Annotated in this window: 10 protein-coding genes; all 10 read left to right on the forward strand. The window is 60.8% G+C overall.

Annotated features, from left to right (window positions below):
- The first annotated feature begins 180 nt into the window (after positions 1 to 180).
- The 10 genes from ACNOHI_RS11605 (at position 181) to ACNOHI_RS11650 (ending at position 14,352) form a co-directional block, all read left to right on the forward strand.
- Complete coding sequence (locus tag ACNOHI_RS11605; protein WP_420474815.1) at positions 181 to 1,839, forward strand: putative bifunctional diguanylate cyclase/phosphodiesterase; 1,659 nt, start codon at positions 181 to 183, stop codon at positions 1,837 to 1,839.
- 13 nt (positions 1,840 to 1,852) lie between these two features.
- Positions 1,853 to 3,358: an HDOD domain-containing protein gene (locus ACNOHI_RS11610; RefSeq protein ID WP_420474816.1), complete on the forward strand. Its 1,506-nt coding sequence runs from the start codon at positions 1,853 to 1,855 to the stop codon at positions 3,356 to 3,358.
- 113 nt (positions 3,359 to 3,471) lie between these two features.
- Positions 3,472 to 4,011, forward strand: a complete 540-nt coding sequence (locus tag ACNOHI_RS11615; RefSeq protein WP_420474817.1) for a DUF2726 domain-containing protein — start codon at positions 3,472 to 3,474, stop codon at positions 4,009 to 4,011.
- A gap of 92 nt (positions 4,012 to 4,103) precedes the next feature.
- Positions 4,104 to 4,820 (forward strand): transposase, encoded by a 717-nt coding sequence (locus tag ACNOHI_RS11620; protein ID WP_420474818.1) that lies wholly within the window; start codon positions 4,104 to 4,106, stop codon positions 4,818 to 4,820.
- 177 nt (positions 4,821 to 4,997) lie between these two features.
- Positions 4,998 to 9,674: a glutamate synthase-related protein gene (locus tag ACNOHI_RS11625; RefSeq protein ID WP_420474819.1), complete on the forward strand. Its 4,677-nt coding sequence runs from the start codon at positions 4,998 to 5,000 to the stop codon at positions 9,672 to 9,674.
- A 65-nt stretch (positions 9,675 to 9,739) separates the two neighbouring features.
- Positions 9,740 to 11,203 (forward strand): glutamate synthase subunit beta, encoded by a 1,464-nt coding sequence (locus ACNOHI_RS11630; protein WP_420474820.1) that lies wholly within the window; start codon positions 9,740 to 9,742, stop codon positions 11,201 to 11,203.
- 138 nt (positions 11,204 to 11,341) lie between these two features.
- Complete coding sequence (locus ACNOHI_RS11635; RefSeq protein WP_420474821.1) at positions 11,342 to 12,145, forward strand: ABC transporter ATP-binding protein; 804 nt, start codon at positions 11,342 to 11,344, stop codon at positions 12,143 to 12,145.
- A complete protein-coding gene (gene mlaE / locus ACNOHI_RS11640; protein WP_420474822.1) occupies positions 12,142 to 12,918 on the forward strand; it encodes a lipid asymmetry maintenance ABC transporter permease subunit MlaE in 777 nt (258 codons plus the stop codon). The genes ACNOHI_RS11635 and mlaE overlap by 4 nt, the downstream gene beginning before the upstream one ends.
- Positions 12,919 to 13,018: 100 nt before the next feature.
- On the forward strand, positions 13,019 to 13,492 hold the full coding sequence (gene mlaD, locus ACNOHI_RS11645; RefSeq protein ID WP_420474823.1) for an outer membrane lipid asymmetry maintenance protein MlaD: 474 nt from the start codon (positions 13,019 to 13,021) through the stop codon (positions 13,490 to 13,492).
- Complete coding sequence (locus ACNOHI_RS11650; protein WP_420474824.1) at positions 13,492 to 14,352, forward strand: VacJ family lipoprotein; 861 nt, start codon at positions 13,492 to 13,494, stop codon at positions 14,350 to 14,352. Before mlaD ends, ACNOHI_RS11650 begins: the two co-directional genes overlap by 1 nt.
- The last annotated feature ends 9 nt before the right edge of the window (positions 14,353 to 14,361 follow it).

The following is a 14,361-nucleotide window of genomic DNA, read 5'->3' on the forward strand; positions in this document are numbered from 1 at the left end:
TTTATTTTCTTCCCTACAATTTGTTAAGATCAACTAACCAATGGTCGGCGCAGATGCCTGATGTATTCCTTTGGAAGACATCAAGGCGTCCGCGGTATTCTCCAACATCAGTCTCAGCCAATGTTTTCCATTCGTCGTGACCGGCCAGACGCATTAGCCAAAAACCCGTTGGAAAGCCTCATGGAGGCAGCCGGCGACGCCGTGTTTCGTCTGAACGCGGGAGGTTCCGTCGTGTACGCGAGCCAGCGGGCTGCCGAACTGATCGGGGATGTCGGCACGTCCGGCCGCCACTTGGCGGATCTGGTCGATCAGGCAGACCGGCCTGCTGTCGAAGCACTGATTGCGCAAGCTTCAGCGGCAAGCATGCCGAGTAAATCGAATGTCCGGATCCTCACCGCAAGCGGCCCGATCTGGATCGAGCTCCAGATTTCAGCGTTCACCGCTGCCAACGGCGAAACCGAGCTTCTGGCCGTCGGGCGCGACATTTCCAGCCAGCAGGCGACGGAAGAGCGCCTGCGCCACATGGCGACCCACGACGCGCTGACGGGTTTGCCGAATCGTTCCCTTCTGTCGGACCGCATCCGCATGGCGATCGCCCAGGCGCGGCGCACCGGGCGCGGCTTTTCGGTACTTGCGCTCGACCTCGATGGATTCAAGAAGGTCAACGATGCATTAGGCCACCCGGTTGGCGACGCCTTGCTGCGTGTCGCGGCCATGCGCCTGTCCGAAACCCTGCGCAATGCCGATACGCTCGCGCGCGTCGGCGGCGACGAGTTTGTCGCGGTATTGCCCGGGGCGGTGACCGAAACGGAAATCCAGACCATTGCGCGTCGGATGATTTCGACGATGCAACTGCCGTTTGATATCCAGGGTCACATCCTGTACGTAGGCACATCGATCGGCGCCGCCGTTTTTCCAGATCACGGGGACAGCGAAGTCAAGTTGCTGGCCCATGCCGACACGGCCATGTACCGAGCCAAGGAAACCGGCAAGGCGCGATGCGTCGTCTACAGCCATCAAAAATTCACGCAACCGGAACACGACGTGTCCATGGAAGCCGCGATGTTCCAGGCGGTGCGCGACGGCGAGTTTCTGCTGCATTACCAGCCCATCGTCGATGCACGCACGCGGCAGATCGTCGGATTCGAGGCATTGATGCGCTGGGGACGGGCCGAGCAGGGGATGGTATCGCCGTCGCAGTTCATCCCCATGGCCGAGAGCAACGGGCTGATCAACCTGCTCGGCGCGTGGGCCCTCAAGTCCGCCTGCGTACAGATCAAACGCTTCGAGGAAGTCGCGGGCCGACCGCTCTACGTGTCGGTCAACGTGAGTCCGAGGCAGTTCCGCAATGATAAATTTCTCGACGTGGTGGACGAGGCGATACGATTGTCCGGGCTGAATGGGCAACAGCTTCTCCTGGAAATCACTGAGGGCATTCTGATGTCGGATCCCGAACATGCCGAGTCGCTGTTGAATGCCATGGCAACGCGAAACGTGCGGATTGCCATCGATGACTTCGGCACCGGCTATTCGTCTCTCGCCTACCTGAAGCGTTTCCCCATCGCGACGTTGAAAATCGATCGCGCCTTCATCAAGGACTTGCCTGCTTCGGTCAAGGACGTCGCCATTTGCAACGTCGTGCTCAGCCTGGCGAACCACCTCAATCTGACCACGGTCGCGGAGGGTGTCGAAAACGAGGAACAACTGAAGTTCCTTGCCGCCCACGGCTGCGGCATGATCCAGGGGTATTTGACCGGGCGGCCGTTATTGCCGGAGCACGCGATCGAGATACTCAACAGTGGACGGCCGGTTGCCCAGCATGCCGTAGCAATGAAATAGCGGAACAGAGCGAATGACAGCACTTCCCCAGGCCGACCTGGCCTCCCCCGAAAGAACAATGGAACTCATCTGGGCGAGGGTGCGCCAGCGCGGCGACCTGCCCGGATTCTCCAAGGTCGTGACGGCCATTATCGGCGCCATGAGCGGCGACGACGACCGCGAGTTCAACATGACCAGGACAGTGCTGCAGGACCCGGCGCTCACGCAAAAGGTCCTGCGGCTCGCCAACAGCGCAATGTATTCGGTGTTCGGGCAGGGCATCAACACCGTATCCAAGGCTGTCATTGTCCTGGGCACCGAGGCTATCGGCCATCTCGCGCTGGGATTGAAGCTGGTGGACGGCCTGACCGCAGCGTCGGGCGACTCCGCGATGGCGCGGGCCGAGCTCGAAAAGTCCGTCATGGCCGGACATATTGCGCGGCAGGTGGTGTCGACGACGAGTTCGCGCGACGTCGAGGAGGCGGTTGTCTGCTCGATGCTGCACTCCCTCGGGCGCATGCTCGTCACGTTCTACCTGCCTGAATACTGGCAGCGCATCAAGGCCGATGCGACCGGCAAGGGGGCGGACGAGAACCGGGCCGCGCTCGATGTGCTGGGCGTCGGACTCGATGAAGTTGGCCGCCTGGCTGCCCAGCAATGGGGGCTGCCGGCCGGGCTCGTCGATACCCTCAGGGATATGCCGCCTAAACCCATTGGCGAACCCCTGGACCACGTTGACTGGCTTGCTGCGGTGTCCACACTTTCCTCTCGCTGCGCGGACGCCCTATGCGATGAAGGCGACGCGGGCCATGCGGCGCTGACGCGCCTTGCAGGAAGCTACGCTGACATGCTGGGTCTTGAGGCGGCCCAGCTCGTCACGGCGGTGGAAGCTGCGGAGCAGACCGCTGCGGAGGAGGAAATTGTGACGATCAAGCCCGCAAAACGCGCGGCGGGCAGGGCGGTACCTTCCGTGGGCGGAGGCAAGCCGGCCGATGCGGCGAGCATCCTCGCACGCGGCGTCGCCGATATGCGCGGTGTCCTGCACAGTGCGACCGCAAGCCAGTTCATGTCCATGGCGCTCGAGACCGTTTACCAGGGCCTCGCTTTTACGCGTGTTGTGGCCTTCCTGCGGGACACGGAAAATTCTACCTATGCTGCCCACATGTGCCTTGGCGAGGGCGGTCAGGAACTGCTTCCGCGCCTCGTGTTTAGTGACGCGTACCAGCCGGACGTTTTCCACGCGTCGCTTGCCAACGACAAGATGATTTTTGTCGAAAATGCGCGCGACCCCGCCTTTGTCAGCAAGGTGCCTCGATGGTGGAAGGAGGCCCTGCCAACCGTCCGCAGCTTTACCGTCCTGCCACTCACGGTCAGCCGCCACCCCGTCGGCTTCCTCTATGGGGATTGGGACCACGGCGCACCGCCCGCGCGCATCGAACAGGCCGAGATCGGGCCGCTCAATGAGATCCGGACCCTGTTGACGAACATGATTGAGCAGCGCCGGCAGAACGAACCCGCATGGGCGCGGAAAATCTTCTGACTTTCCCCGATTTGAGTTAACGCAAAGGCATTGTCGGTGGCGAAAATTTTTGCTGCAAAAATGTTAACAAATGGTAAAGTTATTGTCCTTTTGAAAACAAAGGGATGCATAACATGGAGACATTTGTTTTCGTAGCAATCATTCTCGCCGGTTTGTTCGGCTGGTTTGCAACGACGCGCATGAAGCCGGCGCGCTATCGAAAGAAAACCGTATTGACCGGCAGGGAGCGGGACCTCTATTTCAGGCTTTGCCAATCCCTCCCTGAATGCCACGTCTGTCCTCAGGTTGCCGTGTCCGCGCTGATCGAGCCGGCCGGCATGGGGAAAATGCGCCAGCGTGCGCTGGGCGCATTAGGGGGCAAGCGCGTCGGGTACGCCGTATTCGGCCAGGACATGGATCTCCTCGCCGTGGTGGAATTGGCGCACCGGTCGCGACCAACGCGGCTCGAGCGCGCCCGTGAAGCGTGCTTTGCCAGTGCGGGTATCCGGACACTACGATTTCAGGCGAAGCGCCTGCCGTCCGAGGACAAGATCCGGGCGAGCATCTTCGACCGCAGGGCGGCACGCTCGTCGTCGCGCCTGCCTCTGGATGCGGAAGGTGAGCTGGAATTCCGCAAATCCCCTTGGCGCAACACTGTCAACGCACATATCTGATTTGATATCCCGCAATCCTGCGGACAGCGGCGCCGCAGGATAAAATCGGCGTTGTCGCCGGCCACAAGAGCTGGCGCACTGACGATTCCAACATGGCCAGACTTCCACGACTTGTCGTTCCCAACCAGCCTCACCACATCATCCAAAGCGGGAATGACAGGCAGGTCGTTTTTCGGGATGCAGAGGATTACGCTGCCTTTCTGGGCTGGCTGAAAGAGGCCTCCAGGCAGTTCAAGGTTGCGGTGCATGCCTATGTTTTGATGCCCAATCATCTCCACCTGCTCGTCACGCCCGCCGATGAGGCGGGACTGGGAAGAATGATGCAGTGGATCGGTCGCCATTACGTGCCTTACTTCAACGGCAAATACAGCCGGACCGGCACTCTGTGGCAAGGGCGGTATCGTGCAACGGTCGTCGACTCGGAGCAATATTTCCTCCTGTGCAGCCGGTACATCGAATCGCATCCTGCGCGTGCCGGGCTGGTTTCCTCAGCCGAAGAATATGCCTGGTCGAGCATTTCTCACCACCTCGGCGTCAGACCGGACCCAATCATTACCGACCATCCCGTGTTCTGGGCGCTAGGCAATACCCCTTTTGACCGCGAGGCTAACTACAAAGCCTTGCTGGACCTCGGCATCAGTCAACGCGAAGCGGACGCGTTAACGCAAGCCACGCTCAAAGGCTGGCCCCTTGGTTCGGAGCGCTTCAAGGAAGCCCTTGCCAAGCAAGTCAGCCGCCGAGTCACTCCAGCAAAGCGAGGAAGGCCGCGCAAAATGACTGACGGCGAAAAAACCGCCACTTCGCTTTAAAAATCAAGCTCTTGCCCAATGTCCGGTTTTTAATCGATACGACTCTGTCCCTATTTAATAATGCACGAAAACAGCGCATATACAAATTCTACTCCGACCCTATTTATTTCAGTTGAACTAAGTATTGCACTGCACTATCCTTCTAGCTCGATATCACCAAAGTAGCGGAGAACGCTTATGCACGCGCAAGGTCTTTACGATCCTATTAACGAGCACGACGCCTGCGGCGTCGGTTTCATCGCCCACATTAAAGGCAAGAAAAGCCACTCGATCGTCGAGCAAGGCCTGCTGATCCTGAAAAACCTGGATCACCGGGGTGCGGTCGGTGCCGACAAGCTGATGGGCGATGGTGCCGGTATCCTGATCCAGATCCCGGACCAGTACTATCGTGAAGAAATGGCGAAGCAGGGCGTGGCCCTTCCGCCGCCTGGCGAGTACGGCGTCGGCATGGTCTTCCTGCCGAAGGAAAACGCATCCCGCATCGCCTGTGAGCAGGAAATCGAACGCGCCGTCCTGGCTGAAGGTCAGGTCGTCCTGGGCTGGCGCGATGTGCCGGTCGATTTCGACATGCCGATGTCGCCGACCGTCCGTGCCAAAGAGCCGGTCATCCGCCAGATTTTCATCGGCCGCGGTCCGGACATCATGGTGACCGATGCGCTGGAGCGTAAGCTGTACGTGATCCGCAAGTCGTCCGGCCACGCGATCCAGGCGCTGAACCTGCTGCACGGCAAGGAATTCTTCGTGCCGTCGATGTCCGCGCGTACCGTGGTCTACAAGGGTCTGCTGCTCGCCGACCAGGTTGGCGTCTACTACAGGGACCTGCAGGATTCGCGCTGCGTTTCCGCCTTGGCCCTGGTGCACCAGCGCTTCTCCACCAACACCTTCCCGGAATGGCCGCTGGCCCACCCGTACCGCCTGATTGCACACAACGGCGAAATCAACACCGTCAAGGGCAACTTCAACTGGATGCGCGCCCGTGAAGGCGTGATGAAGTCCGCCGTGCTGGGCGACGACCTGCAAAAGCTGTTCCCGCTGATTTATGAAGGCCAGTCCGACACCGCGTGCTTCGACAACGCGCTCGAACTGCTGCTGATGGCCGGCTATCCGCTCGCCCAGGCGATGATGATGATGATTCCGGAAGCGTGGGAAAACCACACGCTGATGGACGACAACCGCCGCGCCTTCTACGAATACCACGCCGCGATGATGGAGCCGTGGGACGGCCCCGCCGCGATGGCGTTCACCGACGGCCGTCATATCGGCGGTACCCTCGACCGCAACGGCCTGCGTCCGGCGCGTTATATCCAGACCGATGACGACCTCGTCGTCATGGCATCCGAGTCCGGCGTGCTGCCGATTCCCGAATCCAAGATCATCAAGAAGTGGCGCCTGCAGCCGGGCAAGATGTTCCTGATCGACCTCGACGCCGGCCGCATCATCGACGACAAGGAACTGAAGGACACCTACGCCAACGCCAAGCCGTACAAGCAGTGGATCGACTCCGTCCGCATCAAGCTCGACGAGCTCGAAAAGGAAGCGGAAGAGCCGAAGTCCGCGATGGCCTTGCTGGATCGCCAGCAAGTGTTCGGCTACACCCAGGAAGACATCAAGTTCCTGATGGCGCCGATGGCAGCAGGTGGCGAAGAAGCCATCGGATCGATGGGCAATGACTCGCCGCTGGCCGTCATGTCGAACAAGAACAAGCCGCTGTACAACTACTTCAAGCAGCTGTTCGCCCAGGTGACCAACCCGCCGATCGACCCGATCCGCGAAGCGATGGTCATGTCGCTGGTGTCCTTTATCGGCCCGCGCCCGAACCTGCTCGACACCAACAACATCAACCCGCCGATGCGCCTCGAAGTGTCGCAGCCTGTGCTCGACTACGCCGACATGGCCAAGCTGCGCAACATCAGCAAGCACACCGGCAACAAGTTCAAGTCGTACGAACTGAACATCTGCTATCCGGTCGCCTGGGGCAAGGAAGGCATCGAAGCACGCCTCGCCTCGCTGTGCGCGAAGGCCGTCGATGCGGTCAAGTCCGGCCACAACATCCTGATCGTCTCCGACCGCAAGTTCGACGCCGACCAGGTCGCGATTCCGGCACTGCTGGCAACGTCGGCAATCCACCTGCACCTCGTGAGCAAGGGCCTGCGCACCTCGACCGGCCTCGTCGTCGAGACCGGTTCCGCACGCGAGACGCACCACTTCGCATTGCTGGCCGGCTACGGCGCGGAAGCTGTCCACCCGTACCTCGCCATGGATACGCTGGTTGAACTGGCGAAGGGCCTGCCGGGCGAGCTGTCCGCTGAAAAGGCGATCTACAACTTCCAGAAGGCGATCGGCAAGGGCCTGATGAAGGTCATGTCCAAGATGGGCATTTCGACCTACATGTCCTACTGCGGCGCGCAGATCTTCGAAGCCATCGGCCTGAACAAGGCGCTGGTCGACAAGTACTTCAAGGGCACCGCGTCTAACGTCGAAGGCATCGGCGTGTTCGAAATCGCCGAAGAAGCGCTGCGTCTGCACAAGCTCGCCTTCAGCAACGACCCGGTCCTGGCCAACGCGCTGGATGCCGGCGGCGAGTACGCTTTCCGTGTCCGTGGTGAAGACCACATGTGGACGCCGGACGCGATCGCCAAGCTGCAGCATTCGACCCGTTCGAACAACTTCAACACGTACAAAGAGTACGCGCAGATCATCAACGACCAGTCCAAGCGCCACATGACGCTGCGCGGCCTGTTCGAATTCAAGATCGACCCGTCCAAGGTGGTCCCGATCGACGAAGTCGAACCGGCGAAGGAAATCGTCAAGCGCTTCGCCACTGGCGCGATGTCGCTCGGCTCGATCTCGACCGAAGCGCATGCCACCCTGGCCATCGCAATGAACCGTATCGGCGGCAAGTCGAACACCGGTGAAGGCGGTGAGGACGAAAACCGCTATCGCAACGAGCTGAAGGGCATCCCCATCAAGAAGGGCGAAACCCTGGCATCCGTTATCGGCAAGGACCGCGTCGAAGTCGACCTGCCGCTGCTGGCTGGCGATTCGCTGCGTTCCAAGATCAAGCAGGTGGCATCGGGCCGCTTCGGTGTGACCGCCGAGTACCTGACCTCCGCCGACCAGATCCAGATCAAGATGGCGCAGGGCGCGAAGCCGGGCGAAGGCGGCCAGCTGCCGGGCCACAAGGTGTCCGAATACATCGCGAAGCTGCGCTTCTCGGTGCCGGGCGTCGGCCTGATTTCCCCGCCGCCGCACCACGACATCTACTCGATCGAAGACCTGGCACAGCTGATCCATGACCTGAAGAACGCCAATCCGAAGGCATCGATCTCCGTCAAGCTGGTGTCCGAAGTCGGCGTCGGCACGGTGGCCGCGGGTGTTGCCAAGGCCAAGGCCGATCACGTCGTGATTGCAGGCCATGACGGCGGCACCGGCGCATCGCCGCTGTCCTCGATCAAGCACGCCGGTTCGCCATGGGAACTCGGCCTGGCCGAAACCCAGCAGACCCTGGTGCTGAACCGCCTGCGCAGCCGTATCCGCGTGCAGACCGACGGCCAGATCAAGACCGGTCGCGACGTCGTCATCGGCGCGATGCTGGGCGCGGACGAGTTCGGTTTCGCCACGGCTCCGCTGGTTGTCGAAGGCTGCATCATGATGCGCAAGTGCCACCTGAACACTTGCCCGGTCGGCGTCGCCACCCAGGATCCGGTGCTGCGCGCCAAGTTCTCCGGCAAGCCGGAACACGTCGTGAACTACTTCTTCTTCGTCGCCGAAGAAGTCCGCCAGATCATGGCGCAGCTCGGCATCCGCAGCTTCAACGAACTGATCGGCCGTTCCGACCTGCTCGACAAGTCCAAGGCGATCTCGCACTGGAAGGCGAAGGGCCTCGACTTCAGCAAGATCTTCTACCAGCCCGAAGTCCCGGCGTCCGAGCCGCGCTTCCAGGTCGAAGAGCAGGACCACGGCCTCGAAAAGGCACTGGACCACAAGCTGATCGCACAGGCGAAGGCCGCGCTGGAGAAGGGCGAGAAGGTGTCCTTCATCTCCCCGGTCAAGAACCTCAACCGCACCGTCGGCACCATGCTGTCGGGCGAAGTCGCGAAGAAGTACGGCCACGAAGGCCTGCCGGACGACACCATCCACATCCAGCTGCAGGGTACCGCGGGCCAGTCGGCCGGCGCATTCCTCGCACACGGCATCACGCTGGACCTGGTGGGCGAGGGCAACGACTACGTCGGCAAGGGCCTGTCGGGCGGCCGCATCATCGTTCGTCCGAACACCGAGTTCCGCGGCTGGGCGGTCGACAACATCATCATCGGCAACACCGTGCTGTACGGCGCGATTTCCGGTGAAGCCTTCTTCAACGGCGTGGCCGGCGAGCGTTTCGCGGTGCGTAACTCCGGTGCAATCACTGTTGTAGAAGGGACTGGCGACCACGGTTGCGAATACATGACCGGCGGCACCGTCGTCGTTCTCGGCGCCACCGGCCGTAACTTCGCGGCAGGCATGTCGGGCGGTATCGCCTACGTGTACGACCCGGACGGCGACTTCGCGAAGAAGTGCAACATGGCGATGGTCGCACTCGATCCGGTGCTCGCCAGCGCAGACCAGGAAGCGAAGATCGATCGGGCCATCTGGCACGCCACCACACGCGGCGGCGAAGGCCAGACTGACGAAGCGATCCTGAAGGGGCTGATCGAACGCCACTTCAAGTACACCGGCAGCACGCGCGCGCGCAACCTGCTGGATGACTGGGCGAATGCACGCAGCAAGTTCGTCAAGGTGTTCCCGACCGAGTACAAGCGGGCACTGGGCGAGCTGAACGCAGCGCAGTCCAAGGAAAAGATCGCAGCCTAATTGATAAAAACCATGGCGGCAGAGGTCCCGCAAGCGACCCCTGCTGCCAAGATTGTGAGTAAAAAATGGGAAAAGTAACCGGCTTTCTGGAATACCAACGCCTGCAAGAGGCGAGCGAAGCACCCCCACTGCGAAAGAAGCATTACAAGGAATTCGTGGTACACCTGTCCGACGCCGACGCCAAGGTACAAGGCGCGCGTTGCATGGACTGCGGCATCCCCTTCTGCAACAACGGCTGCCCGGTCAACAACATCATTCCGGACTGGAATGACCTGGTTTATCACGGCAACTACAAGGAGGCGCTGGACAACCTGCACTCCACCAACAACTTCCCCGAGTTCACCGGTCGCATCTGCCCGGCGCCCTGCGAAGCTGCCTGCACGCTCGGCATCAACAGCGACCCGGTCGGCATCAAGTCGATCGAGCACTTCATCATCGACAAGGGCTGGGAGAACGGCTGGGTAAAGCCGCAAGTCCCCGCCGCCAAGACCGGCAAGAAGGTCGCGATCGTCGGTGCCGGCCCTGCAGGCATGGCCGCTGCCCAGCAGCTGGCGCGCGCCGGCCATGACGTGACCCTGTTCGAGAAGAACGACCGCGTCGGCGGCCTGCTGCGCTACGGTATCCCCGACTTCAAGATGGAGAAGTCGCACATCGACCGTCGCGTCGAGCAGATGAAAGCTGAAGGCGTGACCTTCCGCACCGGCGTCTTCGTCGGCAAGGACTTCACCCCGAACGTCTACAACTGGGCAAAGGAAACGATTTCCCCCGACCAGCTGCAGAAGGATTTCGACGCCGTCATCATTACCGGTGGCGCTGAGCAGCCGCGCGACCTGCCGGTTCCCGGCCGCGAGCTGAAGGGCGTGCACTACGCGATGGAATTCCTGCCGCTGCAGAACAAGGTCAACGCCGGCGACAAGGTGAAGGACCAGATCATGGCGAGCGGCAAGCACGTCATTGTCATCGGCGGCGGCGACACCGGCTCCGACTGCGTGGGCACCTCCAACCGTCATGGCGCGGCCTCGGTCACCCAGTTCGAACTGCTGCCCCAGCCGCCGGAGCAGGAAAACAAGCCCCTGGTCTGGCCGTACTGGCCTACCAAGCTGCGTACCTCTTCCTCCCATGAGGAAGGCTGCGAGCGCGACTGGGCAGTGGCGACCAAGCGCCTCGAAGGCAAGAACGGCAAGGTCGAGAAGCTGATCGCCGCCCGTGTCGAGTGGAAGGACGGCAAGATGGTTGAAGTGCCGAACTCCGAATTCGAACTCAAGGCTGACCTGGTGCTGCTGGCGATGGGCTTTGTCTCGCCGGTGCAGCAGGTGCTGGATGCGTTCGGCGTCGACAAGGACGCACGCGGCAATGCCAAGGCGACCACTGACGGCGAAGGCTGCTACAAGACCTCGGTGGACAAGGTGTTTGCCGCCGGCGACATGCGCCGCGGCCAGTCCCTGGTGGTGTGGGCGATCCGTGAAGGCCGCCAATGCGCGCGTGCCGTGGACGAATTCCTGATGGGATCCTCGGTTCTGCCCCGCTGATCTGCGATTGCGCAGAAAACCCGCCAAGCCTTGCGGCCTGGCGGGTTTTGTCGTTTTTCACGTCTTTTTCCGGACGGACAATCCGGCCCGGTTGACCGTTTTGCACTACAATCTAACTTTTGAGTCAAATAAATCGTTGTGCCGAACCTCGTCGAAATCCACGACCTGCATTTTTCCTATGGAACACGCTCCATTCTTTCCGGTCTCCGGATGGACTTCCCGCGCGGGAAGGTGGTGGCAGTCATGGGTGGCTCCGGCTCGGGCAAAACGACCATCCTTCGCCTGATTGGGGGCCAACTGCAGGCGCAAAAGGGCCGCATCCAGTTTGATGGTCAGACTGTCAATGCGCGCGACGCGAAGCTGATGTATGAAATGCGCCGCCGGATGGGCATGCTGTTCCAGCACGGCGCGCTTTTCACCGATCTCACTGTGTACGAGAACGTCGCGTTTCCCCTGCGCGAGCACACCCGCCTTCCCGAAGAACTGATCCGTGACCTCGTGTTGATGAAGTTGCATGCGGTCGGATTGCGCAATGCCGCCTTGCTGAAGCCGTCCGAAATCTCGGGCGGCATGGCGCGCCGCGTCGCGCTTGCACGCGCCATTGCACTGGATCCGCAACTCATCATGTACGACGAGCCGTTCGCGGGCCTCGATCCAATTTCGATGGGCGTCGCCGCCAACCTGATCCGCCGCCTGAATGATGCACTCGGTTCCACCTCGATCGTGGTGTCGCACGATGTGCACGAAACCTTCCTGATCGCCGACCACGTGTACTTCCTGTCGCAAGGGAAAATCGTTGCGCACGGTACGCCGCAAGAGATGCTGGCGTCTGAAGACCCGTACGTGAAACAGTTTGTTCACGCGGAAGCGGACGGTCCCGTGCCCTTCCATTATCCGGGGCGTTCGCTCGAGGAAGACCTGTTCAGGGAGGTGGCGCAATGATCGGCGCTGTTGCCTCGCTTGGCAGGTTGGTCCGGGAATCGGTCGTGAACGTCGGTTTCGCCACGCGCGCATTTTTTGCCGTCCTGGCATCGTCGGGCGGCGTACTGCGCCGGCCGCGCCTGGTGACCGACCAGATCCATTTCATCGGCAATTATTCGCTGTTGATCATTGCCGTATCGGGGTTGTTCGTTGGTTTTGTGCTTGGCTTGCAGGGGTATTACACCCTGAACCGCTACGGCTCGGAGGAGGCGCTCGGCCTTCTCGTGGCATTGTCGCTGACGCGGGAGCTCGGGCCTGTGGTGACTGCCTTGCTGTTTGCCGGCCGGGCAGGAACCTCCCTGACCGCGGAAATCGGCCTGATGAAGGCCGGCGAGCAGCTGGCCGCCATGGAAATGATGGCCGTCAATCCGCTGGAGCGCGTGATCGCGCCGCGTTTCTGGGCAGGGGTGATTGCCATGCCGGTACTGGCCTCGATTTTCAGCGCGGTCGGCGTGCTTGGCGGTTATGTCGTCGGCGTCCTGATGATCGGCGTCGATGAAGGCTCGTTCTGGTCGCAAATGCAGGCCGGCGTGGATGTCTGGAAGGACATTGCCAACGGCGTCATCAAGAGCATCGTTTTCGGATTTGCCGTTACCTTTACGGCTCTCTTCCAGGGATACGAGGCGCAGCCGACACCGGAAGGCGTCGCCCGGGCGACAACGCGCACCGTCGTGATTGCCTCCCTGTCCGTACTGTGGCTGGACTTCCTGCTGACTGCGCTGATGTTCAGCTAACGTTGGGCAAGTAGATGCCGAAAGGATCTACGCGCAATATGGTTATTCGTTTTACGGCACCGCAAAGCGGTTCCGCATCCTATATTTAGGGTATTGGGTCATGCAAAGAAAATCTCTAGACTTGTGGGTGGGCTTATTCGTGCTGCTTGGCGCGGCCGCCCTGTTTTTTCTGGCGATGAAGGCGGGGAACATGAGTTCACTGTCCTTCGAGAAAACGTATCCGGTCGTCACCAAGTTCGACAATATCGGCGGGCTCAAGCCGCGTGCGCCCGTCAAGAGTGCGGGCGTGGTGGTTGGCCGTGTGGGAAACATCGCCTTTGACGACAAGTCCTATCAGGCCGTCGTGACGCTTGAGCTGGAAACGAACTACAAATTTCCCAAGGATACGTCCGCCAAGATCCTGACATCCGGCCTGCTTGGCGAGCAATACATCGGCCTTGAGGCCGGTGGCGATACGAACAACCTCGCTGCCGGCGATCGCATCAAGATGACGCAGTCCGCCGTGGTGCTGGAAAGCCTCATCAGTCAATTTTTGTACAGCAAAGCAGCCGAAGGAAAGGAAGGCGAGAAATAATGGGCCCTGCGTTACGAATCCTGATGCTTGCGGCAGCGCTCGCATTGACGGGCTGCGCCTCGACGCATCCCCAGGACCCGTTCGAGAAATTCAACCGTGCCATGTTCCAGTTCAACGACGCGGTCGACCAGGCCGCGGTGAAGCCGGCGGCGCAAGCATACAAAAACTTGCCTGATTTCGTGCAGATCGGCGTCGGTAATTTCTTCGGCAACCTGGAGGATGGCTGGACGGCGGTCAATAACCTGTTGCAGGGCAAGTTGGAGAACGGCCTGACGGACGTCATGCGCTTTACCTTCAACACCACGTTCGGTCTTGGTGGTCTGCTGGACATCGGTACGGAAGCGGGCCTGCCGAAACACAAGGAAGATTTCGGTCAGACCCTCGGCAAATGGGGCGTGAGATCGGGGCCGTATGTCGTGCTCCCACTGTTGGGTTCATCGACGCTGCGTGACGTTGCTGTCCTGCCAATTGATATCGAGGCCGATCCCTGGCACCACATTCGACCGGCGCATACACGCAACGTCGGCTCGGTCATTCGCGTCGTCGATCTGCGCGCGTCCGTGCTTGATGCCTCCAACCTGATCGAGGAGGCAGCGCTCGACCGTTACGAGTTCGTGCGCGACGCGTATCTGCAGCGCCGGCAGAGCAAGGTTTACGATGGAGACCCGCCGAGTAGCGCGTACGAATTCGATGTCGGGCCGAGTGAGGCAAGCGGCGAATCCGGACCCAGCGACCCGGCTGCTGTAACACATGGCACTCCGACAACAATTGAGGAACCTGCACAGGGAGCGGTTGTCAAAGTGGAACAAAACGGCGGCGCAGCCAGCATTAAGGTTGTGGAAAAGGAAGCAAAGCAATAGCCGACCTGT

Source organism: Noviherbaspirillum sp. ST9 (assembly GCF_048799745.1).
Lineage (GTDB): Bacteria > Pseudomonadota > Gammaproteobacteria > Burkholderiales > Burkholderiaceae_D > Noviherbaspirillum.

What these genes read in the sequence shown, in the direction of transcription:
- ACNOHI_RS11605 (WP_420474815.1), top strand. Translation starts at nt 181, where the DNA reads ATGGAGGCAGCCGGCGACGCCGTGTTTCGTCTGAACGCGGGAGGTTCC.
- ACNOHI_RS11610 (WP_420474816.1), top strand. Translation starts at nt 1,853, where the DNA reads ATGACAGCACTTCCCCAGGCCGACCTGGCCTCCCCCGAAAGAACAATG.
- ACNOHI_RS11615 (WP_420474817.1), top strand. Translation starts at nt 3,472, where the DNA reads ATGGAGACATTTGTTTTCGTAGCAATCATTCTCGCCGGTTTGTTCGGC.
- ACNOHI_RS11620 (WP_420474818.1), top strand. Translation starts at nt 4,104, where the DNA reads ATGGCCAGACTTCCACGACTTGTCGTTCCCAACCAGCCTCACCACATC.
- ACNOHI_RS11625 (WP_420474819.1), top strand. Translation starts at nt 4,998, where the DNA reads ATGCACGCGCAAGGTCTTTACGATCCTATTAACGAGCACGACGCCTGC.
- ACNOHI_RS11630 (WP_420474820.1), top strand. Translation starts at nt 9,740, where the DNA reads ATGGGAAAAGTAACCGGCTTTCTGGAATACCAACGCCTGCAAGAGGCG.
- mlaE (WP_420474822.1), top strand. Translation starts at nt 12,142, where the DNA reads ATGATCGGCGCTGTTGCCTCGCTTGGCAGGTTGGTCCGGGAATCGGTC.
- mlaD (WP_420474823.1), top strand. Translation starts at nt 13,019, where the DNA reads ATGCAAAGAAAATCTCTAGACTTGTGGGTGGGCTTATTCGTGCTGCTT.
- ACNOHI_RS11650 (WP_420474824.1), top strand. Translation starts at nt 13,492, where the DNA reads ATGGGCCCTGCGTTACGAATCCTGATGCTTGCGGCAGCGCTCGCATTG.